Origin of the sequence: Mycobacterium sp. 3-98 (assembly GCF_035918355.1) — a bacterium.
GTDB lineage: Bacteria > Actinomycetota > Actinomycetes > Mycobacteriales > Mycobacteriaceae > Mycobacterium > Mycobacterium intracellulare.
Genome location: NZ_CP142360.1, coordinates 3,410,212 through 3,436,314 on the forward strand (window position 1 = coordinate 3,410,212; position 26,103 = coordinate 3,436,314).

The window sequence follows — 26,103 nt, forward strand, 5'->3', positions numbered from 1 at the left end:
AAATCCTTTCCGCCTCACGCCGCGTCCGCGGGCGCCAGCTTTGAGCACAGCAGTTCCGCCAGACCGCGAATGGTGCCAATGCTGGCGATGTCGGCGGGCGTCACGCGTATGCCCGTTTCGGTCTGGATGCGGGTAAGTAGTTCGAGGCCGCCCAGCGAGTCGAGTCCGTACTCGGACAGCGGACGGTCGGGGTCGATGTTGCGACGCAGGATCAGGCTGACCTGGTCGGAGATCAATCGCCGCAGCCGGGTGGGCCACTCGTCCAGGGTCAGCTCTTCGAGCTCGGCACGCAGTCTGCTTGTGCCCGTGGCACTTTGCCCGTTGGAGCCGAACGCTTCGGCGAAGGGGCTGCGTTGGGCGAAAGCGGCCAACCACGGTGTAGCCGTTATCGGGGCGTAGCCGGTGCAGGCGCGGTCATGGCGCAGCAGCGCTTCCAATGCATAAGCGCCTTCGTCGGGAGCTATAGCAGCGTCGGCGCGGCCGGCGAAGGCGGTGGCGCGTCCTATCTGCGCCCAGGCGCCCCACGCGATCGCGGTGGCCGGCAGACCTCGAGCCCGGCGCCAACGGGTGAAGGCGTCCAGCCAGCTGTTGGCGGCGGCGTAGGCGCCCTGACCGGGCGAGCCCACCAGCGCGGCGGCCGAGGAGAACGAACAGAACCAGTCCAATGGCTGCGAAGCGGTCGCGGTGTGCAAATTCCATGCACCGTAAACCTTTGGTGCCCAGTCACGCTCGATGAGCTCGTCGGTGATATTGGTCAGCGTGGCGTCCTCGATCAGCGCCGCCAGGTGCAGCACACCGCGCACCGGAAGCCCGGTGGCGGTTGCCGTGGCCACCAATCGCCGGGCCGTCTCGGCCTCGGTGATATCGCCGCAGTCGACCACGACGTCGGCACCGATCCCGCGGATACGCTCGATCATCTCCAGCGCCTCGGGAGTTGGTTGCGAGCGCGAGGACAGCACGATACGCCCGCAACCGGCTCCCGAACCGGGAGTAGCCATCTTCTCGGCCAGGAACAGCCCCAAGCCTCCCAGCCCACCGGTGACGATGTAAGCCCCGTCGCTGCGGAAGACCCCGACCTGCGCGGGCGGCAACATCACGCGGCTGCGGCCCGTGCGCGGGACATCGAGCACGAGTTTGCCGGTGTGCTGCGCGCCGCTCATCACCCGAATTGCGGTGGCGGCGTCGGCAAGTGGGTAGTGCGTGCTCTGCGGCATCGGCAACGAGCCGTCCGCGGTGAGCCGGTACACCGTGTTCAGCAGGTCTCGCAACCTGTCCGGGTGGCTGAATGACATCAACGCCAGGTCGAGGGCGTAGAACGTGAGGTTTCGCCGGAACGGAAAGAGCCCCAACCGGGTGTCACCGTAGATGTCGCGTTTGCCGATTTCGACGAATCGGCCACCGAACGCCAGCAATTCGACGCCCGCGCGCTGGGCGGCGCCGACGACCGAGTTGAGCACGATGTCCACGCCATAGCCGTCGGTGTCGCGCCGTATCAGGTCGGCGAACTCCACGCTTCGCGAGTCGTAGACATGCTCAATACCCATGTCGCGCAATAATTGTCGACGTTCCTCGCTGCCCGCGGTGGCGAAGATCTCGGCCTTCGCGGCCCGGGCGATGGCGATTGCCGCCTGTCCAACCCCACCGGTCGCGGAGTGGATCAGCACCCGCTCACCGGCTTGGATTCGGGCCAGCTCATGCAGGCCGTAATAGGCGGTGGCGTGCGCGGTGGTGACCGCCGCCGCCTGGTCGTCGGCCAGGCCGGCCGGCAGCGTGACGGCCAGGCGCGCGTCGCAGGTGAGGAACGTAGCCCAACAACCGTTGGCGCTCAGGCCGCCGACATGATCCCCCACCCGGTGGCCGGTCACGCCCGGTCCGACCGCGGTCACCACGCCGGCGAAGTCGGTGCCCAGCGCAGGCAGCCGGCCCTCGAAGGCGGGGTAACGGCCGAACGCGACGAGGACGTCGGCGAAGTTGATGCTGGACGCGCTGACGGCGACCTCGATCTCTCCGGGTCCCGGCGGAACGCGGTCGCAGGCAACGAGTTCGAGTGACTCCAGGTCACCGGGCGTACGGATCTGCAGCCGCATCCCGTCGGACTCGTGGTTGGCGACGGCGGTTTTCCGCTCCTCGGCAAGCAGCGGAGCGGGGCACAACCGCGCGGTGTACCACGCGCCATTTCGCCAGGCGGTCTCGTCCTCGTCCGAACCGGCGAGCAGTTGCCGTGCCAGCTGCTCGGCGTCGGTGGTTTCGTCCACATCGATCAGACTGGCGCCCAGATGCGGGTGTTCCATGCCGATTACCCGGACCAGTCCCCGCAGTCCGGCCTGCGCGAGGTCGGGCACGTCGTTGGACACCACCGTTTGGGCGTTGCGGGTGACGACGTACAAGCGCGGCGGTTCGCCGGGAACGTCCACCAGCTCGCGGGCAATGCGCGCCAGATGTTGCACGTAGTCCCGGCCCAAAAGCGCACACTGCTCGTCGGATTCACCGTTGTCCGGCCCGGTGAGGATCACCACTGCGGCGAATCCACCGGTACGCAGATGATTTCCGAGCTGACCCACGGTGGAGCTGTGGTCGGCGTGCCGCGGCCAGGACATGGTCGTGCACTGCATCCCGTGGTTTTTCAACGCGTCGGCGAGCGAGCTGGCGGCCACGTCCGCGGTGTCGGAAGTGCCGAGCAAAAGCCAGCTTCCGGCGTCGGTGTGGTCCGGCTCCGGCAATTCGCGTTGCCGCCATTCGACGGTCAGCAGCCGCTCGGCCAGCACCCGATCTTTGTTGCCGCTCTCGGATGCGCTGGTGCCCACCCGCAGGCCCTGCACGGTGAGCAGGACTGCCCCGTGCTCGTCGAGCACGTCGATGTCGGCCTCGACCCCGGAAGTGTCGGCCTTGGTCACCCGTGTGTAGCAGTAGTGGGCGTTGCGGGCGGCGCCGTAGGCGCGGAGTCGACGAATACCCAACACCAACCCCAGCGCGCCGTCGCCCAGGGCCCGGACGTCCGGATGAGCTTCAACGGACTGGAAACAGGCATCCAGCAATGCGGGGTGTACGCCGTAAAGCGCCTGTTGCGAGCGGATTTGGCGGGGCAGCGCCACCTCGGCCAGGACGGTGCCGGGCGCCTCCTTGCCGGTGTGGACGACACCCAAACCGGCGAATGCGGGACCGTACTGAACGCCACGTCGGTCCATGCGCGCGCGCACCTCGTCGCCATCATCGCTACCCGTATGCGCGGCGAGGAGCGCGCACATGTCATACGCGGGGGGCCGGTCATCCTCTGCGGCACGGAGGATTGCGGCGGCATGCCGCGCCTGTTCACCGCCCCGATTCGACTCGACGGTGAACTCGACGACGCCCGGTGAGGACAACGACGCCAAGGCGCCGATCGTGGTCTGCTCATCCAGCAGGAGCGCCTGCTCGAACCGGATGTCGCGAACCTCGGCCGTCTCGCCCAACACGGTGCGCGCGGCGGCCAACGCCATCTCGCAGTACGCGGCTCCCGGGAGCACAACCACATTGCGGATCTGGTGGTCGGCGAGCCACGGCTGCGCGGCGGTGCCGACCTCGGCCTGCCACACGTGGCGCTCGGGCTCCTCCTGCAGGTGCACGTGCGAACCCAGCAGTGGATGCACGGAAACGGTGCAGCCGCCGTGTGTCGGGGATTCCTGGCCGCCGCCGCTCAACCACAGCCGGCGGTGCGTCCAGGTCGGCAGCGGCGCGTCCACCAGCCGCCCACTCGGGTAGAGCACGGAGAAATCGACCGCAGCGCCCGCGCTGTGTAGATCCGCCACAAAACCACGCAGCCCGTAGGAAAGCGATTGTTGACGGCGCATCCCGGCCAGAGCGGCCATCGGCATCTCCCGACCGCGCGCGGTCTGCTCGAGAGCGCGGGTAAGCAGCGGGTGCGGCGCCAGCTCGGCAAAAACCCGGAAGCCGTCCTCCAAAGCGGCCTGCACCGCCGTGGCGAACCGCACCATACGGCGCATGTTGTTCGCCCAATAGCGGGCGTCGCACACGGGCTGCTCGCGCGGGTCGAACAGGGTCGCCGAGTAGTACGGAACCTCCGGTGTCATCGGCCTGATCTCTGCGAGCATCGCGGTCAGCTCGTCCATGATCGGATCGACTTGAGGCGAATGAAAGGCGACGTCCGTGGGGACCTCGCGGGCCATCACATCGCGCTGCTCCCAGGCCGCGACCAGGTCACGAACCGTTTGGGCGGCACCGGCAATCACGGTGGACTGCGGCGAGGCCACCACCGCCACCACGACGTCGTTGACGCCACGCGCCGTCAGCTCCGAAAGCACTTGCTGGGCGGGCAATTCCACCGATGCGGTGGCACCCGCACCGGCGATGCGGGACATCAGCCGCGAACGGCGGCAGATCACCCGCGCCCCGTCTTCCAGCGACATCGCACCCGCGACGACAGCTGCCGCGGCCTCGCCTAGCGAGTGCCCGATCACCGCGCCCGGGCGCACTCCATATGCCTTCATCGTGGCCGCCAGCGCGACCTGCAAGGCGAACAGGGTCGGCTGGACACGGTCTTGGCCGGCCACGGTCTGCGGCGCCGACATGGCTGCGATCACCGAGAATCCGGACTCCCGCGCGATCAGCGGTTCGACTTCCGCGACGGTGGCGGCAAACACCGGTTCGGTCGCCAGCAGGTCTGCGCCCATCGCCGCCCATTGCGAACCCTGCCCGGAGAACACCCAAACCGGCCCGCGGTCGTCCTGTCCGACCGCGGGCTGATAGGGAGCATCGCCGTCGGCGACCTCGCGCAGCGCCACGACGAGCCCGGCCCGGCTATCCGCGATGACCGCGGTACGTACCGGGCGGTGGGCGCGCCGGCGCGCCAGGGTGTAGGCCAGGTCGGGCAACGCCAGATCGTCATGTGCTCGCACCCAGCCGGCCAGCCGGCCGGCCGTGCGGCGCAGTTCATCGGCCGAGGTGGACGACAGCGGGAATATCAGCGGTTCCGTCGTCGACGATTCGTCCTGGGATACAACGGTTTTCAGGGCTTGTTCGGGTGCTTGTTCCACGATGGCGTGCACGTTGGTTCCCGACAGGCCGTACGACGAGACCGCCGCCCGTCGTGGGTGGTCCCCGTTGGTAGTCCACGGCGTAGTCTCAAGGGGCACAAAGAGTTTCGTATCGATCTTAGCCAGGTCATCGGGTAGCCGGGTGAAATGCAGATTCCGGGGAACCACACCGTGTTGCAGCGCGAGGATCGCCTTCATCATCCCGAGGGCTCCCGAGGCCGCCTGCGCATGGCCGAAGTTGGTCTTCACCGACGCCAGCGCGCAGGGCCCCTCGACGCCGTAAACGTCGGCCAGGCTGGCATATTCGATCGGGTCGCCCACCGGGGTGCCGGGCCCGTGGGCCTCGACCATGGCAACCGTTCGGGCGTCGACACCCGCGGCGGCCAACGCCGCCTGATACACCGCGGTCTGCGCGGTCTTCGACGGGGTGGCGATATTCACGGTGTGACCGTCCTGATTGGCGGCGGTCCCCCGCACGACGGCCAGAATCCGGTCGCCATCGCGCAGCGCGTCGGACAGCCGCTTGAGTAACAGCATGACGCTGCCCTCGCCGCCCACGAACCCGTCGGCCGCGACGTCGAAGGCGTGGCAGCGCCCGGTCGGCGACAGCATGCCCTCGGCCGACCCCGCGGCGAATTTCCGCGGGTCCAACGCCAGCGTGGCGCCGCCGGCAAGGGCGAGGTCGCTTTCGCGCTCGTGCAGGCTGCGGCAAGCCAGGTGGATCGCGGTCAGGCCGGAAGAACAGGCGGTGTCCACGGTCAGTGCGGGACCGTGAACCCCCAGGGCGTAGGCGATGCGCCCGGAGGCCAGGCTGAAGTTGCTGCCGGAAAAGCCGTATGCCCCCTCGACGGAGTGCGCGTCGGCGGCCAGCAGTTGGTAGTCACCATGCGTCAATCCCATGAACACGCCGGTGCGCGAGTCGGCGATTCGCTCCCGCGTAAGACCGGCGTGTTCCATGGCCTCCCACGAGGTTTCCAGAAGTATCCGGTGTTGCGGATCCATCGCGGTCGCTTCCCGCTCGTTGATCCCGAAGAACTCGGGATCGAAGCCGGCGACGTCGTCGATGAATGCGCCCCACCGCGAGACCGACCGGCCCGGCACACCCGGCTCGGGATCGTAGTATTCGTCGGCGTCCCAGCGGTCGGGCGGGATCTCGGTAACCAGGTCGTCGCCGCGCAGCAACGCCTCCCACAACTGCTCCGGGGAGTCGATGCCTCCCGGTAGCCGGCACGCCATGCCGATCACAGCAATGGGAGTGACAGGTGTGGCGCCGATCGGGGGCGAGTCGGTCGACGGCGAGCGCTGCATGACGTCGTCGATCGGGTAGGTAGTCATTTCGCGCCCTCACAGCAACGACTGAGTTGGCTGCCAGGGTCGTCGTCGAACGGATTGATACTCACCGGTCCTCCAAATCTCGCGTGGGCAAGGGCCGAACACATCGGTGCACAGCTGTTGCAAGCGCTCTGGGGCATCGCCCGGAACGGCTCGACAAGGTGCATGATTCAGAGCGTTGTGGTTTTGCAATCCCGTTGTCAGGCTTATCAAGTCGGTAGCGTAGTCAGGACCCGCACATAGAGTGGTCGACGCGAGCCAACAGAGTGGTGGCTGCGCCGGCGGCGGGCAGTACTCCACCAGAAACCGGATGGCTGCGCGGATCACGCTCTGCAACAGCATGTTTCGTCGACGCCGCACACTTCGGCCGTAGGCCGCGACGAGCTAGATCTCCCCCGCGTCGACGGCTTTCCTGACTTCCTGCGCGCGGGCCACCTGCGCTGCCGTGTACCCGATCAGCAGCGCCACCGCGCCGAGCAGCACGACGACCCCGGCCAGCCACAACAGGCCGTAGGTGTAGCCGCGGTCCAGCGCATGCAGTTGCGCGGCGTTCATGGACTTCACCGGACCCAGGGTGCCGCCCAGCCGCAGCGTGTGCGATGTGATGGCGGCCTGGATGATGACCAGTACCAGCGGTCCGCCCAAGGTCTGTAGCATCACGGCAATCGCCGAGGTGGGCCCGATCCGGTCGGAGCCGACGCTGGCGATCACCGACAGCGTGAGCGGGACGAAGATCGCGCCGATACCAAGGGCGCCGATGCTGAGCGGCACAAGCAGGTTCGGGAAGTACGGGATCCCGGCGTTGAGTGTCGCGCCGTACAGCGTTGCGAGCAGAATCAGGCCGCTGCTGGCGAGCACCACCACCCGCGGCGGGAACCACATCACCAGCTTCGATGCCGCGCCGACCCCGATGGCCACCCCGATGCCGAACGGGATGAAGGCGACACCAGCGCGCAGCGGGCTGTAGCCCATGATGCTCTGCACATACATGCCGACCAGCACGGTCAGGCTGAACAGCACGCCACCGCCGAGGAACATGGCCGCGAACGCGGCCAGCCGGTTGCGGTCGAAGAACAGGCCGAACGGCACGATGGGGTTCTCGGCGGTGCGCTCCGCCACGACGAACGCCACGAGGGCGGCCAGGGCCACCAGGCCCGAACCGATCGTGATGGCCGACTGCCACCCGTGCTCCGGGCCCATCGACAGGCCGAACACCGCGGCGGTACAGCTCAACGTGGCCAGCGCGGCCCCGGTGGCGTCGAGCTTCATCCGCTCCTTCTGGGTTTCCTGCAGCATGATGACGGCCAGGCAGATCACCGCCAGCCCGATCGGCACGTTCACCAAAAACGCCAGCCGCCACGACACGTCGGTCAGCGCGCCGCCCACCACCAGGCCCAGCACCCCGCCGAGACCGGACATCGCGCCGAACACCCCTGTTGCGACGTTGCGTGCCGATCCCCTCGGGAACGTGGTCGCTATCAGCGCCAAATTGGTCGGCGCCATGATCGCGGAAGCCGCGCCGTGCAGCAGCCGCGCCGTTATCAGGGTCCCCCCGTCCCAGGCGATGCCGCACAAGGTCGAGGCGAAAGTGAACAGCGCGACCCCGACGATGAAAGCGCGCTTGCGGCCGATGGTGTCACCCAGGCGGCCTCCCAGCAGCATCAGGCCACCGAAGGTCAGCATGTAGGCGGTGATCACCCAGCTCCGCCCGGCATCCGACAAGCCCAGCTCGTTCTGGATCCTGGGCAGCGCGAAGATCGCGACGGGGCCGTCCATCGCCATCATCAGTTGCATGCCGCCGATCGCGACAACGACGGCGACGAACGGGCGAGACCGCAGCAAAGGCGGAAGGCGCCTCTTCGCGGGGCGCGGCGCGCTCGGTTTGACGGCCATCATTCTGTGCGCGCACCTTCGAGTTCTAATAGAACTTTGAGTTGTTGGCCATACTGGATGAGCGATTCTGTATTCAGCATTTCTTGATGCCTGGAATCGACCGCGTAGCAATGGATTTCGCCAGTAATGTGAGGTCGCCAACTTTGCAGCGGAGACGAACTCTGGTCGTCGTCATCCCCCACGGCAGCGAAAACGTCCACGTCACCGTTGAAAACCCCTGGTTCATGGTCTCGGGCCAACGCCAGATTCGTGTCGTCGTTGCGGACGATCGAATCGAGGAGCGGCTTGTATCGAGCCAATTCGACGATTCCTCGTTCGCGGAGTAGTTCTTCTGCAAGCTCGTAGGTGAGCGGCTCATCGGGAATGTCGATGCGGCAGAACCGCAAAACTTCTTCCAGCGCCTTCTCGACCAACACATCGCTGTTCAGGACGTCGCTGTTCGGGACGGTCAGGAGGGCGTCGAGAAGGATCAGGCGTGCGATCGAGCATCCGCGTCGCTGGAGCTCGATGGCGATCTCATGGGCGACGACGCCTCCGAAAGACCAGCCGAGAAGGTTGTAGGGCCCGGTCGGATCGACCCCCTGAATCCGGTCGGCATAGTTTTTCGCCATGTCGCGGATTGACGCGGGTTCGGCCTCGCCGTTTTGCGGGGCTTGCTGAATTCCGATGACCGGGCAGTCCAGGTAATTTCCGAGGGCGTGATACGGCCAGCTCAGCCCGCTCGCGGGATGGATGCAGAACAGCGGAATACCGGTGCCCTCCTTGAGGAACTCGACGGGCACGACTTCCACCTCGCCGGCATCTTGGCCCAATTCCCGGCTCAAGCTCCTGACGGACGGCGCGTGGAACAGCGTGCGCACCGCGAGGCCGGCGTCCAGGGATTTGTTGATGGCGGCGATGACCCGCATCGCTGACAGGGAATCCCCGCCCAGGTCGAAGAAGGAGTCGTCGACCCCGACGCGCTCGAGCCCGAGCACCCGGGCGTAGATGCCGGCCACGATCTCCTCGGTGGGCGTGGCCGGGGCCCGGTAGCGATCGCCCTCGCAGTACTCGGGCGCCGGAAGGGCCCGGGTGTCCAGTTTGCCGTTGACCGTCAACGGCAGCGCGTCGATCACCACCACCGCCGCCGGGACCATGTAGGCCGGCAGCCGCTGACCCAACCGGGCCCGAACATCGGCCGGGTCAGCGGCGCCGGTGACATAGCCGACGAGGCGCTTGTCACCGGGGCGGTCCTCGCGGGCGATCACCGCCGCCCGCTCCACCCCATCCATCGCGGCCAGCGCCGACCGGATCTCACCGAGTTCAATGCGATACCCGCGGACCTTGACCTGCTCATCGGCCCGACCCAGATAATCCAGCTGCCCGTCAGGCCCCCAGCTCACCAGATCCCCGGTGCGATACATCCGTTGTCCCGGCGCGCCGAACGGGCACGCCACAAACCGCGACGCCGTCAACCCCGGGCGGCGCACATATCCGACACCGACCCCGGTACCGGCCACATACAACTCCCCGACCACCCCGACCGGCACCGGACGCAGCCACCGGTCCAGCACGAAGAACGCCGCGCCGGGCACCGGCGAACCGATCGGCACGACATCCGACCCGGCGGTCAGCGGCGCGCTCAAGGCCACCCACATCGTCGTCTCGGTCGGGCCGTATTCGTTGATCATCACGCGCCCGGGTGCCCACCGTTCGGTCAGCTCGGCCGGGCAGGCCTCGCCGCCCACCAGCAGGGCCACCGACTCCAGACCCTCCGGCGACAACGTCCCCACCGCCGAGGGCGTTTGGCATAGGACGCTGACCTGTTCGGTGATCAGCAGCGCGCGGAAGTCTTCCGGTGCGGCCGCCACCGACTCGGGCACCACCACCAACCGCCCACCGTGCAGGAGGGCGCCGTAGATCTCCCACCCCGAGATGTCGAAGCTGTAGGAGTGCCACTGCGACCACACCTGCTCGGGCCCGGCCAAACTCGGATCAAGAGACCCGAGCAGCTCGGTGACGTTGCGGTGGGTGATGGCGACGCCTTTGGGCACACCGGTGGTGCCCGACGTGTAGATCACGTAAGCGATGTCATCGGGATCCGGCGTCGGCAATCCCGTGTCGGGGAAGCCGTCAATGCGGGGATCGGCCACATCGATGACCGTTAGGTCGCGCCCATCCAGCCGCCCGGCCAGCGCCGCGGTGGTGATCGCGGCGATCGGCGCGGCATCGGCCACGACGAACGCGATCCGCTCCGCCGGATGCGCGGGGTCGATCGGCAGATACGCCGCTCCGGTCTTGAGCACCGCCAACATCGCTACGACTGCCTCGGCGCAACGGTTGAACAGCAGCGCCACGCACTGTCCCGGACCCGCGCCTTGGGCGGTCAGCAGGTGCGCCAGCAGGTTCGACGCCTCGTCGAGCTCCCGGTAGGTCATCGACCGGCCGTCGGAGCTGATCGCCACGGCCTCCGGGGCGCGGGTGAGCTGCGCGGCGAACACCGCCGGAATCGACGGCGAGGGTGACGCCGTCGGGGTCAACGCCGCCCGGTTGCCGATCTCATCCAGCCGAGCGTGCTCGCCCGCGTCCAGCACGTCCACGGACGACAACACTCGAGACGGCTCGGCGGTGACCGCGATCAGCACTCGCTCCAGCCGCTCGATCAGCGCCTCGATGTTGGCCGCGTCGAACACGTCGGTGCGGAACTCCACCGACCCGCCGATGCCGGCGGGATCACCGGCGGAAGTCCAGCGTTCGCCCAACGTGAAGGTCAGGTCCATCCGGGCAACCCGGGTGTCCGCCGCCAGCGGTGTGACCTGCAGATCACCCAGGGTCAGCCCGGCGGGGACACCGTCCTCCCGCGCAAAGTTCTGCCAGGCCAATACCACCTGTATCAGCGGGTGGTGGGCCAGGCTTCGGGTCGGGTTGAGGCGCTCCACGAGCACCTCGAAAGGCACGTCCTGATGCTCGTAGGCGGCCAGACTGCGCGCCCGCACCTGATCCAGCGATTCGGTGAAGCTCGGGTCGCCGGCCAGGTCGACCCGCAACACCAGGGTGTTGACGAAAAAGCCCACCAATCCATCGAGTGCGGGATCATCGCGCCCGGCGATCGCAAATCCGACCGCCACGTCGCTGCTGGCGGTCAGCTTGGACAGCAGTGCGGCCAGGGCGGCCTGGATCACCATGAAGCTGGTCGCGTTGTGCTCGCGGGCCACCGCGCGCACCCGCTGCTGCAGCTCGGGCGGCCACTCCACCATCACGCTGGCACCGCGGTAGTCGGCCACGGGCGGATAGGGCCGATCGGTGGGCAGCGCCAGGCGCTCGGGCAGCCCGGCCAGCTCCTGCTCCCAGTACGCCAGCTGGGCGGCGATCGGGCTGTCGCTGTCGGTGACATCACCGAGCTGGGCGCGCTGCCACAGCGTGTAATCGGCGTACTGCACCGGCAACGGCGCCCAACCGGGTGCCTGCCCCGCACACCGGCTGGCGTACGCCACCGCCAGATCAGCCACCAGCGGCGACATCGACAAGCCGTCGGCGGCGATGTGGTGCACCACGGCCACCAGCACGTGTTCGTCGTCGGCGATGCGGAAAAGCCGTGCCCGCAAAGGAATCTCGGTGGCCAGATCGAACGAGTGACGCACCGTCGGGTCGATGGCCTCCTGCAGCCGGGTTTCCGGCCAGCCGGTGGCATCGACGACCCGCCAACCGAAGTCGGCCTGCTCGATCGGGATAACCACCTGTTCGGGTATCCCGTCGATCGCCGGGAAGAGGGTGCGCAGGGTCTCCTGGCGGGCTACCACATCGGCGAGCGCCGCCCCTAACGCCTCGGCATCCAGCCGTCCGCTGAGCCGCAACGCCACCGCCATGTTGTAGATCGGCGAAGGCCCCAGCAACTGGTCGATGAACCACAAGCGTTGCTGGGCAAACGACAACGGCACCACCTCAGGCCGCTCAACCGCCACCACCGGCTGGCGTCGACCGCCACCTCCGCCGACACGGAGCGCCAACTGGGTCACCGTGGGCGCCTCGAACACGGTGCGCACCGAAAGCTCTGCCTTCAGACCCATCTCGATCGCGGCGACCAAGCGCATCGCCAGCAGCGAATCCCCACCCAGATCGAAGAACGACTGGTCGACCCCGACGCGCTCAATCCCGAGGACCTCGGCGAACGCGCCGGCCAGGATCTCTTCGACCGGGTTGGCCGGCGCGCGATAACCGGCATTTTGGTATTCGGGTGCCGGCAGGGCGCGCGTATCGAGTTTGCCGTTGACCGTCAACGGCAGCGCGTCGAGCACGACCACCGCGGCCGGCACCATGTATTCCGGTAGCCGCTCGGCCAGCGCGGTACGCAGCTCGGCTGGGTCCGCGGTCCCAGTGACGTAGGCGACCAGGCGCTTGTCGCCGGGGCGGTCCTCGCGGGCGATGACCACCGCCTGATCCAGCTGACTCAGCGCGGTCAGGGCGGTCTGGATCTCCCCGAGCTCGATGCGATAGCCGCGGATCTTGACCTGCTCATCGGCGCGCCCCAGGTAATCCAGCTGCCCGTCGGCGCGCCAGCGCACCAGGTCCCCGGTGCGATACATCCGTTGGCCCGGCGCTCCCTCACCGGCGAATGGGCAGGCCACGAACCGCGAGGCGGTCAATGACGCACGACCCGCATACCCGGCCGCCACCCCGGCACCGGCCACATACAACTCACCGACCACCCCCGCGGGCACGGGATGCAACCAGCCGTCGAGGACGAACAGTGCCGCCCCGCCGACCGGCGCACCGATTGGCGGCGTCCCGGATCCTTGCGTCAGCGGGGCGCTGATCGCCACACACATCGTGGTCTCGGTCGGACCATAGGCGTTGACCATCACCCGCCCCGGCGCCCACCGATCCACCACCTCGGCCGGACACGCCTCACCCACTACCGCCAAGGCCACCGACTCCAGCCCCTCGACCGGCAGCGCCGCCACCGCCGACGGCGTCTGGGTCAACACACTGACCTGCTCGGCCACCAGCACCCGATGCAGATCCTGCGGTGAGGCGCTCACCGCCTCGGGCACCACCACCAGCCGGCCACCGCGCAGCAGGGCACCGAAGATCTCCCACACCGACACATCGAACGCCAACGAATGACACAGCGCCCACACCCCCGCGGCCGGCAGGCCGGCCCGCAACGACCCCAACAACTGAGTCACGTTGCGATGGCTGATCCCAACACCTTTGGGCACCCCGGTGGTGCCCGAGGTGTAAATCACATACGCGATATCCTCAGGCTCCGGGCCCCGCAACCCCGTACACGGTTGCGCGTCGATGGCGGGATCGTTGACGTCGATGACCGCCACGTCGTGCCCGTCGAGCCGCTCGGTCAGCGCCGCGGTGGTGATCGCCGCGATCGGCGCGGCATCGGCGAGCACGAAACCGATCCGCTCCGCGGGCAGACCCGGGTCGATCGGCAAATACGCCGCCCCCGACTTGAGCACCGCCAGGATCGCTACCACCGCCTCGGCCGACCGCGACAACACCACCGCCACAGTCCGCCCCGGCCCCGCACCCCGCCCAACAAGCAAGTGCGCCAACCGATTCGACACCTCATCCAACTCGCGATACGTCAGCGACAAGCCATCACCGACCACCGCCACCGCATCCGGAATCCGGGCCACCTGGGCGGCGAACAACTCCGGCACCGACACTGCAACACCGTGCGGGCTCGTTAAAACCGCTTTATTACCAAGCTCTTCCAGGCGAGCGCGCTCACCCTCACCCAGCACATCCACCGACGACAACCGCCGGGCCGGATCGGCCGCCATCCCCACCAATACCCGCTCCAACCGACCGATCAACGCCAAGACGCTGTCCGCGTCGAACACGTCGGTGCGAAATTCGACTTGCCCCGAAATCCCGGCGGGCTCACCGGCGTCGGTCCAGCATTCTTTGAGGAAGAAGACGAGATCCATTTTCGCGGTCTGGGTGTCCCCGAGCAGCGGCGTGACCTGAAGGTCTCCCAAGCTCAGCCCGGTCTCGGGGACGCTGACCTGTCCCGGAAAGTTGTTCCAGCCCAACATCACCTGGACCAGCGGGTGGTGGGCCAACGATCGGGTGGGGTTGAGCCGCTCGACGAGTACCTCGAACGGCACGTCCTGGTGCTCGTAGGCGGCCAGGCCGCGTGATCGCACCTGCGCCAGCAGCTCGGCGACGGTGGGATCGCCGGCAAGATCGACACGCAGCACCAAGGTGTTGACGAAGAATCCCACCAGCTCGTCGAGCGCGGGATCGCGGCGCCCGGCGATCGCGAATCCCACCGCCACATCGCTGCTGGCGCTGAGCTTCGACAGCAGCACCGCCAGGGCGGCCTGCGTCACCATGAATCCGGTCGCGTTGTGTTCGCGGGCCATCCGCGCAATCTGCTGCTGCAACAACGCCGGCCACTCGACGGTCACCCTGGCGCCGCGCTGATCGGCCACCGGCGGATAGGGCCGGTCGGTGGGCAGCTGCAGCCGCTCGGGCATCCCGGCCAGCGTCTGCTCCCAGTAGGCCAGCTGCGCGGCGATGCGGCTTTCACTGTCGTCGAGATCGCCAAACTGCGCGCGCTGCCACAGCGTGTAGTCGACATACTGCACCGGCAATGGGGCCCAGTCGGGGGCCCGGCGCGCGCACCGGCTTGCATAGGCCACACTCATGTCTCGCACCAGGCGGGTCGTCGACCAACCGTCGGCGGCGATTTCGTGCAGCACGGCCACCATCACGTGTTCATCGTCGGCGACGCGGAAAAGCCTTGCCCGCAACGGGATCTCGGTGGCCAGGTCAAACCCGTAGCGCACCACGGCGCCGACGGCGTCCTCCACCTGGCCAGCCGGCCATCCGGTGGCATCAACGACGTCCCAGCCGAAATCGGCCTGGTCGGCGGGCACCACCAGTTGCTGCGGTATCCCGTCGACCGCCCGGAACAGGGTGCGCAGGCTCTCATGGCGGCCGACCACATCGACCAGCGCCGCACCCAGCGCGTCCGCATCGAGGCGCCCACTCAGCCGCAACGGCACCACCACGTTGTAAAGCGGTGAAGGCCCTTGCAATTGGTCGATGAACCACAACCGACTCTGGGCAAACGACAACGGAATCACCGCCGGCCTCTCCGCCGGCACCAGCGGCTCCAGGCCCCCGCCCTGACCGATACGGGGCGCCAATTCGGCAACCGTGGGGGCCTCGAACACGGCACGCACCGACAGGTCGGCATCCAGAACGTTGTTGACCGCGGCGATCAGCCGCATCGCCGACAGCGAATCCCCACCCAGGTCGAAGAACGAGTCGTCGGCCCCGACCTTGTCGATCGCCAGCACCTCGGCGAACAGGCCGGCGACGATCTTTTCGGTCTGGGTCTGCGGCGCTCGGAAGACTGTGGTGGCAAAAACGGGCGCCGGCAAGGCCTTACGGTCGATCTTGCCCGAGGACGTCATCGGGAACTCGTCGAGCACCACGATGTGCGTCGGCACCATGTACTCGGGCAACCACGCGCTCAACTGCTGACGCACGGCGGTGATTTTGGTGTTGGTCTGCGGGTCGTTGGCGTGACTGGTGACTCGGTGGGCCGCGTCGGGCGGCAGATACAGATCGGTCAGCGCCCAGGTCCGCTCAGCGTCGGCGGCAGTGACGAACACCGCGTCCACGGTGCCCGGTTGGGCTCCCCAGGTGACCGCGACGCGGTATCCGGCACTCTCGCCAAGGCGGTGGAGCTGTTCGGGGACAACGGCGTCCGCGCTCTCGGCCAGGGCCAGCGCGTCGGACAGAGCGAGCCCGTCGGCGAGGGCGTGTTCGACGTGCACGTCGCTGATCACTCCCGCGCGGGGGATCTCGGTGACGCGAACAATGGCGGGACGCTCGGCCACCAACCGGTCGTGCAGCCCGCCCAGGCCCGCGCACTGGGCCCACGCCCAGCTGTCTGCGCCGGCCAGTGAGCGCACCGGTGCCGGGGTTTTGAAGACGACGAGGTCGTAGCGATACCGGTTGAGTTCGTTGTCGGCCGTGCCGCGCTTGACTTCAATATCCAGCCCGGCCACCGATGCATGGCCAGCGGCCCAGGCGGTGAAAAACTCTGGGGCCAATAGTAATTCGGCTTCGCCGAGCATGGCGCGCTGAACTCGTTGGCGAATCTCGTCAACGTCGGCGGTGTCGTTGGCGGCCCGGACAAGCGCGACGCCGGTTTGAAACGCGCCCTGCAGACTGTGATTACGCACGTCGCCGACGAACAGTGCCCCGCCTGGTGCCAGCAATCGCATCGCGACCGCCAGCACGTCGGTGAGATAGCGCGCGCTCGGGAAGTACTGGACCACCGAGTTGAGCACCACCACATCGAAATGGCCCTCCGGCAACGCATCTGCCACATCGGCGGGCTGCACCCGCAACCGCACCCGATCCCCCCACGGCTGCCCGGCCACGGCGGCCTGCAGCCTCTGGATCGTCGGCGCGGAGAAGTCCGTGGCCCAGTACTCGGCACAGACCGGCGCCAACTGGGAAAGCAATAGCCCCGAACCCACGCCGATCTCCAGCACCCGCGCGGGATGCAACTCGAGGATCCGATCCACCGTGGCCGAACGCCACTCGATCATCTCCTCGAGCGGGATCGGATCGTCGGTGTAGCTGCTGTTCCAGCCGCGGAAATCCATGCCGAATTCCGGCGCGTCCACGTCGGCGCCATACGCCTCGTCATACAGGTGTTGCCACGCTTGGACGGTTTCGGCGTCGTGCTCGGCGGTGGTGGCCTGCTCGAGGGTGACATAGGCGACGAGGTGCGAGCCGGTTCTGCTCTCGTGCACGGTGGCGGCCGCCCGGGCGACCTGCGGGCAGCCCAGCAAGGTGTTTTCGATTTCGCCCAGTTCGATGCGGTGCCCGCGCAGCTTGATCTGAGCGTCGGCACGGCCGAGGTAGTCCAGGGTTCCGTCGAGCGTCCAGCGCGCCAGGTCGCCGGTGCGATACAGCCGCGCGCCCGCGGGCCCGTAGGGATCGGCCACGAACCGTTCCGCGGTCAGATCCGCGCGGCCCAGGTAGCCGCGCGCCAGCGCCGGTCCGCCCAGATACAACTCGCCGATCACCCCGATGGGGGCGGGGTTCAGCCGCGCGTCGAGCACCAGCGAGCGCATCCCCGGTAGCGGGCTGCCGATGCGGACCGGCTGCCCCGCCACGAGCGGCACCGTGGTGGCCCAGATTGTGGCCTCGGTCGGGCCGTAGCCGTTGAACATGCGCCGCCCCGGCGCCCACGCGGCCACCAACTCGTCGGGGCAGGCCTCACCGCCGACGATCAAGGTGGACAACACATCCAGCCGGCTTCGATCCAGCGACGACAGCAACGTCGGGGTCATCACGGCCGCGTTGACCCGTTGCTCCTGCAGCAATGCGGTCAGCGCCTCGCCGGCATACACCTCCGGCGGCGCGACCACCAACGCGCCGCGCGATCCCACCGCGACCAACAACTCACCGAGCGCGGCGTCGAATGTCGGGGAGAGCACCGCCAGCATTCGGGTGTCCGCGCCGAGCCCAAACGCCTCGCGGTGCGCCGCGGCGACCCCGGGCAGACCGCCGTGGGTGACCGCCACGCCCTTCGGGGTGCCGGTGGACCCCGACGTGAAGATCACATACGCGGTGTTGTCCGGTCCCAACTCCGCCAGTCGGTCGGCGTCCGTGATCGGTTCGGCGCACCGCCCGGACAGGTCCAGGCCGTCGATGCGCAGCACCGGGCGCGACCCGGCGCCGGCCACCGTGTCTGCGTCGCGGGTCAACACGCACACCGCGCCGACGGCGTCCAGCACCGTCGCGATCCGCTCGACCGGGTGAGCGGGATCCACCGGCACATACACGCCGCCGGCTTTCTGCACCGCCCACCACGCCACCACGAGTTCCGTGGACCGGCCCATCGCCACGCCCACCGCGCGTTCGGGGCCCACCCCCGCCTCGATCAGCACCCGCGCCAGCCGCGTCGACCACGTGTCGAGCTCGCGGTAGGACAAGCTCCGGGCCCGATCGACGATCGCCACCGCGTCCGGGTCGGCGGCCACCGCGGCGTCCAACAACTCCGGCGCCACCCCCGCCGGCGCCCCAACTCCGGCGCCAGACCACCGCGACAGCACCAGATCACGCTCGTCGCGATCCAGCAGCGCCAGGTCGCCCACCACCACCGACGCATCCGCGACGACCGCTTCGATCACCCGCGTGAACCAGGTGACGAAGCGCTCGATGGTGGCCCGTTCATACAGGTCCGTGGCATAGGTCACGACCCCGGCGGCCATCGGTGCGGCCGGGTCGTCGGAGGGCACCTCCCGCAGGTCGACATCCAGATCGAATTTGGCGGTGCGGCTGTCCACCGCCAGCGGCTCGACGCTGAGCCCGTCGAGCGCCACCTCGGGGCGCACATTGTTCTGGAAGGCCAGGGCCACCTGAAACAGCGGATGGTGCGCCGTGGAGCGCACCGGGTTGAGCTGCTCGACCAGTCGCTCGAACGGCACATCCTGATTGGTGTAGGCGTCCAGCGCCTTCTGGCGCACCTGCTCGAGCACATCGCTGAACCGGTGCGCAGGCCTCACACCCACCCGCAGCACCCAGGTGTTGACGAAGAACCCGACCAGCTCATCCAGCGCCGCATCCATCCGCCCGGCGATCGGGGTGCCCATGGTCACGTCCTCGCCGACCCCGGCCCGGTGCAGGACCACCACCATGGCCGCCTGCAACACCATCGAGGCGGTCGCGTTATGCGCCGCCGCCAACGCCTTGATCCCCGCCCACAGCCGCGGGTCGAGGTGCATGTCCACCGCATCGCCGCGGTAGCTGGGCACCGGCGGGCGCGCCCGATCCGCCGGCAGCGACACCACCTCGGGCAAATCGGCCAACTCCTGTCGCCAATAGGCCAGCTGCCCGGCGATCACACTGTCGGGATCGGACTCGACGCCCAACCAATCCCGTTGCCAGAGCGTGTAATCGGCGTACTGCACCGGCAACGGCGCCCATTGCGGGGCCCGGCCCCCCCGCCGCGCCAGATAGGCCTCGCCGATATCCCGGGCCATCGGAGCCAGTGACCACCCGTCAAATGCGATGTGGTGCACCACAATTCCCACGACATGCTGCTCGGGGCCCACCTCATAGATCTGCGCGCGAATCGGGATCTCGGTTGCCAGATCGAACCGATATCCCGCCAGTTCCACCAACTCGCCGAGCAGATCCTGTTCGGTCAACGACACCACTGCCGCGTCGCCGCGACGCCACATCCCGGCCTCGGCCGGCAGCACCTGCTGGAACGGCACACCGTCCATGTCGGGAAATATGGTGCGCAGCGCCTCGTGGCGGGCGATGACGTCATCGACGGCCGCCGTCAACGCCTCGACGTCCAGCGCCCCGCTGATCCGAAACGCGGTCGGCATGTTGTAGGTCGCCACCCCGCCCTCGAACCGGTCGAGGAACCACAACCGGCTCTGCGCATACGACAACGGCACCATCGGCGGCCGCGTGCCGGCCACCAACGGCTGACGCGTACCGCCGTCCCCGCCGATACGGGGCGCCAACTGGGCAACGGTGGGTGACTCGAACACGGTGCGCACCGCGAGGCCGGCGTCCAGGGATTTGTTGATGGCGGCGATGACTCGCATCGCCGATAGCGAATCCCCGCCCAGGTCGAAGAAGGAGTCGTCGACCCCGACGCGCTCGAGCCCGAGCACCTGGGCGTAGATGCCGGCCACGATCTCCTCGGTGGGCGTGGCCGGGGCCCGGTAGCGATCGCCCTCGCAGTACTCGGGCGCCGGAAGGGCCCGGGTGTCCAGTTTGCCGTTGACCGTCAACGGCAGCGCGTCGATCACCACCACCGCCGCCGGGACCATGTAGGCCGGCAGCCGCTGACCCAGCCGGGCCCGAACATCGGCCGGGTCAGCGGTGCCGGTGACATAGCCGACGAGGCGCTTGTCACCGGGGCGGTCCTCGCGGGCGATCACCGCCGCCTGCTCCACCCCATCCAGGGCGGCCAGCGCCGCGCGGATCTCACCGAGTTCAATGCGATACCCGCGGATCTTGACCTGCTCATCGGCCCGACCCAGATAATCCAGCTGCCCGTCAGGCCCCCAACTCACCAGATCCCCGGTGCGATACATCCGTTGTCCCGGCGCGCCGAACGGGCACGCCACAAACCGCGAACCGGTCAAAGCGGCCCGGCCCAGGTATCCGTACGCCAGCCCGCCGCCGGCCACATACAACTCCCCGACCACCCCGACCGGCACCGGACGCAACGACGCGTCCAGCACAAAAAAGCCAAGGTGCACCAACGGCACCCCGATGGGGCTGACACTGCGGTCGACGTCGGCGACGCTGATCTCGCGGAACGAGGCATGCACGGTCGTCTCGGTGATGCCGTACATGTTGATAAGCCGCGGTGACCGGCGGTGGCGGTCCAACCAGGTTCCCAGGCGCTGGGGTTCTAGCGCCTCGCCGCCGAACACCACCGTCTCGAGCTTCAGCTGAGATCCCCGCTCGGGTGCCCGCGCATCGGCGGTTTGCAGCGCATAAAACGCCGACGGCGTCTGGCTCAATACGCTGACCTGTTCGGCGATGTGCAACGCGTGCAGGTCTTCGGGTGAGCGCGTCACGGACTCCGGTACCACCACCAGCCGCCCGCCGTGCAACAGCGCACCGAAGATCTCCCACACCGAGTAGTCGAAGGCCAGCGAATGGCACTGCGTCCACACCTGCTCCGGCGACAGCTCCAGGTCGGCGCTCAGTGCCGTCAGCAGGCGGGTCACGTTGTGGTGGGGAATGGCAACGCCTTTGGGAACCCCGGTGGTGCCCGACGTGTAGATCAGGTAGGCGATCTCCTCGGCAGCCGGCGTCGGCAGGCCCGTGCACGGGCAGCCCAGGATGCGCGGATCGTCGACATCGATGACCGGCAGGTCACGGCCGTCGAACCGGTCAACCAGCCCTGTGGTGGTGATCGCCGCGATCGGTCCGGCATCGGCAACCATGAACTCCATTCGCGCCGTCGGGTGCGCCGGATCGATCGCCAGATACGCCGCCCCGGTCTTGAGCACCGCCATTACCGCCACGACCGCCCCGGCCGACCGTGGCAAGAGCAGCGCCACACACTGTCCCGGGCCGGCGCCCAGGGCGGCCAACAGGTGCGCCAACCGGTTCGACGCCTCGTCGAGCTCCCGGTAGGTCGTCGACCGGCCTTCAAAAGTGATCGCCGCCGCCTCCGGCGTGCGCGCCACCTGAGCGGCGAACACCGCCGGAATCGACGCCGCGGTTGGCACCGGCCGGGCCAACACCGCCCGGTTACCGACCTTGTCCAGGTGTGCGCGCTCAGCAGCATCCAGGACATCCACCGACGACAATCGCCGGCTGGGCTCGGCGGTCATCGCCGCCAGCACCCGCTCCAACCGCTCGATCAATACCTCGATGCTGGCCGCGTCGAACACGTCGGTGCGGAACTCCACATCCCCGGCGATCCCGGCGGGCTCACCGGCCTCGGTGAACCGTTCGGCCAGCGTGAATGTCAGATCCATGCGCGCCGACTGGGTGTCCACCGGCAAACGCGTGACCTGTAGGTCACCCAAGTCCAGCCCGGCGGCGGGATCGCTGGTGTGGCCGGGGAAGTTCTGCCAGGCCAACACCACCTGTATCAGCGGGTGGTGCGCCAGGCTTCGGGTCGGGTTGAGGCGCTCCACGAGCACCTCGAAGGGCACGTCCTGGTGCTCGTAGGCGGCCACGCTGCGCGCCCGCACTTGAGCGAGCAACTCGGCCACGGTGGGATCCCCTGCCGCATCGACTCGCAGCACGAGGGTGTTGATGAAAAACCCCACCAGCTCGTCGAGCGCCTGGTCGCGCCGCCCGGCGATCGCGAACCCGACCGCCACATCGCTGCAGGCGGTCAGCTTGGACAGCAGTGCGGCCAGGGCGGCCTGGATCACCATGAACCTGGTCGCGTTGTGCTCGCGGGCCACTTGAGCAATCCGCAGCTGCAGCTCAACCGGCCAGTCCACGACCACGCTGGCGCCGCGGTAGTCGGCCACGGGCGGATAGGGCCGGTCGGTGGGCAATGCCAGGCGCTCGGGCAGCCCGGCCAGCTGCTGCTCCCAGTACGCCAGCTGCGCGGCGATCGGGCTGTCGCTGTCGGTGACCTCACCGAGCTGCGCACGCTGCCACAGCGTGTAATCGGCGTACTGCACCGGCAACGGCGCCCAACCGGGTGCCTGCCCCGCACACCGGCTGGCATAAGCCAGTCCCAGATCGCGCACCAGCGCGGTGATCGACCAGCCGTCGGCGGCGATGTGGTGCACCACGGCCACCAGCACGTGTTCGTCGTCGGCAACGCGGAAAAGCCGTGCCCGCAAAGGAATCTCGGTGGCCAAATCGAACGTGTGGCACGCTGTGGCTTTGACGGCCTCACTCAGCCGGCTTTCCGACCAGCCGGTGGCATCAATGATCTGCCAGCCGAAATCGACTTCTTCCCTTGGGATAACCATCTGCTGCGGTGTTCCGTTGGGCGCCGCAAAGAGCGTGCGGAGGCTCTCATGGCGGGCCACGACGTCGGACAGCGCCGCCCCTAACGCCTCGGCATCCAGCGGTCCGCTGAGCCGCAACGCCGCCGGTATGTTGTAGATCGGTGAAGGCCCTTGCAGTTGGTCGATGAACCACAAGCGTTGCTGGGCAAACGACAACGGCACCACCTCAGGCCGCTCAACCGCCACCACGGGCTCGCGTCGACCGCCATCCCCGGCGACGCGGAGCGCCAACTGGCCAACCGTGGGCGCGTCAAACAGGGCGGGTACCGAAAGCTCGGCATCGAGGCTGGTGTTGATTACGGCGACCAGGCGCGTCGCCAGCAGCGAGTCGCCACCCAGATCGAAGAACGACTGGTCGACCCCGACGCGCTCAATCCCGAGGACCTCGGCGAACGCGCCGGCCAGGATCTCTTCGACCGGGTTGGCCGGCGCGCGATAACCGGCGCTCTGGTATTCGGGTGCGGGCAGGGCGCGGGTATCGAGTTTGCCGTTGACCGTCAACGGCAGCGCGTCGAGCACGACCACCGCGGCCGGCACCATATATTCCGGTAGCCGCTCGCCCAGCGCGGTACGCAGCTCGCCGGGATCGACGGTGCCGGTGCCGGATTCGGTGACGTAGGCGACCAGGCGTTTGTCGCCGGGGCGGTCCTCGCGGGCGATGACCACCGCCTGATCCACCCCACTCAGCGCGGTCAGGGCGGTCTGAATTTCGCCGAGCTCGATGCGATAGCCGCGGATCTTGACCTGCTCATCGGCGCGCCCCAGGTAATCCAGCTGCCCATCGGCGCGCCAACGCACCAGATCCCCGGTGCGATACATCCGTTGGCCCCGCGCCCCGAATGGGCAGGCCACAAACCGCGACCCGGTCAACCCTGGTCGGCCCACATAGCCGCATCCCACGCCGCGACCGGCCACATACAGCTCGCCGACCACACCGGCCGGCGCCGGGCGCAACCACCCATCCAGCACGAACAACGCCGCCCCCGCCACCGGCGCACCGATGGGCACCACACTCGAGCCGGCCTTTAAGGGCGCGCTGATCGCCACGCACATCGTGGTCTCGGTCGGGCCATAGGCGTTGACCATCACCCGCCCCGGCGCCCACCGATCCACCACCTCGGCCGGACACGCCTCACCGACCACCGCCAAAGCCAGCGACTCCAAACCCTCGGTGGGCAACGCGGCCACCGCCGACGGCGTCTGGGTCAACACGCTGACGCCTTCGGCGACCAGCACCCGATGCAGATCCTGCGGTGAGGCGCTCACCGCCTCGGGCACCACCACCAGCCGGCCACCGCGCAGCAGGGCCCCGAAGATCTCCCACACCGACACATCGAACGCCAACGAATGACACAGCGCCCACACCCCCGCGGCCGGCAGGCCCGCCCGCAACGACCCCAACAACTGGGTCACGTTGCGATGGCTGATCCCAACACCTTTGGGCACCCCGGTGGTGCCCGAGGTGTAAATCACATACGCGATATCCTCAGGCTCCGGGCCCCGCAACCCCGTACACGGTTGCGCGTCGATGGCGGGATCGTTGACGTCGATGACCGCCACGTCATGGCCGTCGAGCCGCTCGGTCAGCGCCGCGGTGGTGATCGCCGCGATCGGCGCGGCATCGGCGAGCACGAAACCGATCCGCTCCGCGGGCAGACCCGGGTCGATCGGCAAATACGCCGCCCCCGTCTTGAGCACCGCCACGATCGCCACTACCGCCTCGGCCGACCGCGACAACACCACCGCCACAGTCCGCCCCGGCCCCGCCCCCCGCCCAACAAGCAGGTGCGCCAACCGATTCGAGGACTCATCCAGCTCGCGATACGTCAGCGACTGGTCCTCGCACACCACCGCCACGGCATCCGGAATCCGGGCCACCTGGGTGGCGAACAATGCCGGCACCGACACCGCAACACCGTGCGGGCTCGTTAAAACAGCTTTATTACCAAGCTCTTCCAGGCGCGCGCGCTCACCCTCACCCAGCACATCCACCGACGACAACCGCCGACCCGCATCGGCGGCCATCCCCACCAACACCCGCTCCAACCGACCGATCAAATCGCGGATGTCACAACGAGAAAGCCACTGCCCAGCACCGCCGAACCCACTCGTCTTCGCGCCGGGTTGCAGGCCGAGGAAGAGCCGATCGTGGTCGCTGAAGAAGTCCAGCCCACATTGATCGACGAGATTCGTATGGGTCAGGGTGCCAGAAATCTTGGCACCGGCGATATTCGCCAGATTTGTAGTCGGGATGAAATTGAGGATTACGCGATTCGACCTCTGCGCGGAGCCGCGGGGTCGCCTGTACTCGATGAGATGCACCGGGAACCGCTGATGGTCCAACGCTTCTCGCAGTCGCCTGTCGACATGCTCACAAAAACTGGCAATCGTGGATTCCGGCGAAGCCTTCAAGACTAATGGGACGAACCCGGTAACCATTCCGGGCACCGTCTGTGTCTCCGGACGGACCCGCCTGCTTACCGGAAAATCGAAAACCACCTCCGAGCCCTCGACGTCGCACCCTCCCACCAGGAGCGCGCATGCCGCGGCAATCACCGACGAGCGACGCACCCCCAACGCCTGCGACAACTCTCGGATCCCAGAGACAGCAACAGGGTCCAATTCCACCGGTGCAGAAGATTCGTAGGGTTCACGGCCGTCCGCGGCGGGCGCCAACCCATAAGGCGGTTCGCTTTCGGCCGGCAGGTTCTTGGTCCAATAGGCCTGATCGTCGAGATAATCGGTGGACGCTTCGTATTCCGCCTCGCAAGCAATCAGATCACTCAGCGATCCGAAAAAAGCGGGGGGAATCGGCGCGCCCGACGCCATGGCATTGTAGACATCGCCGATCCGATGACAAATAAGAGCGAGGCCGATTCCGTCCGCCACTATATGGTGGCAGCAGACGAACAAATAAAATTCATCTGCCCGCGTCTGCAACAACGCGAATTTGAACAGCGGCCCGCTGAGCGGCATCACCGTGCGCTGAATCGAGGATGCCAGCCGATAGGCTTCCTGGACAGGATCCTGCGAGCCCATCCGCTCATAGCGAGCAAGCTCGACATCCGGGTAATCAACCGCCGCTTGGAACACCTGGCCATCCACCTGGAAAAAGGCGGCTCTAAATGGTTCGGCCTCGCGCACCACTTGACGGATCGTGTGCTCCAGCAACCAAGGGTCGAGCGTGCCCTCGATTCGCAGAAGATAGCCCAGTTGCCACCTCGCGCCTCCGCGATCCGTTTCCTGCGCAAGCCATATATCCAGTTGCCCGCGCGTCAGAGGGAATGGCCCACCGTCAGATTCCGTCAGTCGTTCGCGCCCAACCGACAGCGCCCGGTCATCGATCGTCATCGGAT

Annotated in this window: 3 protein-coding genes; all 3 read right to left on the reverse strand. The window is 67.8% G+C overall.

The window, feature by feature from the left end; all coding sequences use genetic code 11:
* Positions 1 to 14: 14 nt before the first annotated feature.
* Positions 15 to 6,365 carry a sulfolipid-1 biosynthesis phthioceranic/hydroxyphthioceranic acid synthase gene (gene pks2, locus QGN30_RS16190; protein ID WP_038536078.1) on the reverse strand — a complete coding sequence of 2,117 codons (6,351 nt, stop codon included), beginning with the start codon at positions 6,363 to 6,365 and terminating at the stop codon, positions 15 to 17.
* A gap of 381 nt (positions 6,366 to 6,746) precedes the next feature.
* Positions 6,747 to 8,255 (reverse strand): MFS transporter, encoded by a 1,509-nt coding sequence (locus QGN30_RS16195; protein WP_095562671.1) that lies wholly within the window; start codon positions 8,253 to 8,255, stop codon positions 6,747 to 6,749.
* Entirely contained in the window at positions 8,255 to 26,098 is a 17,844-nt protein-coding gene (locus tag QGN30_RS16200; protein ID WP_248923624.1) for a non-ribosomal peptide synthetase, read from the reverse strand. Before QGN30_RS16200 ends, QGN30_RS16195 begins: the two co-directional genes overlap by 1 nt.
* Between the last annotated feature and the right edge of the window lie 5 nt (positions 26,099 to 26,103).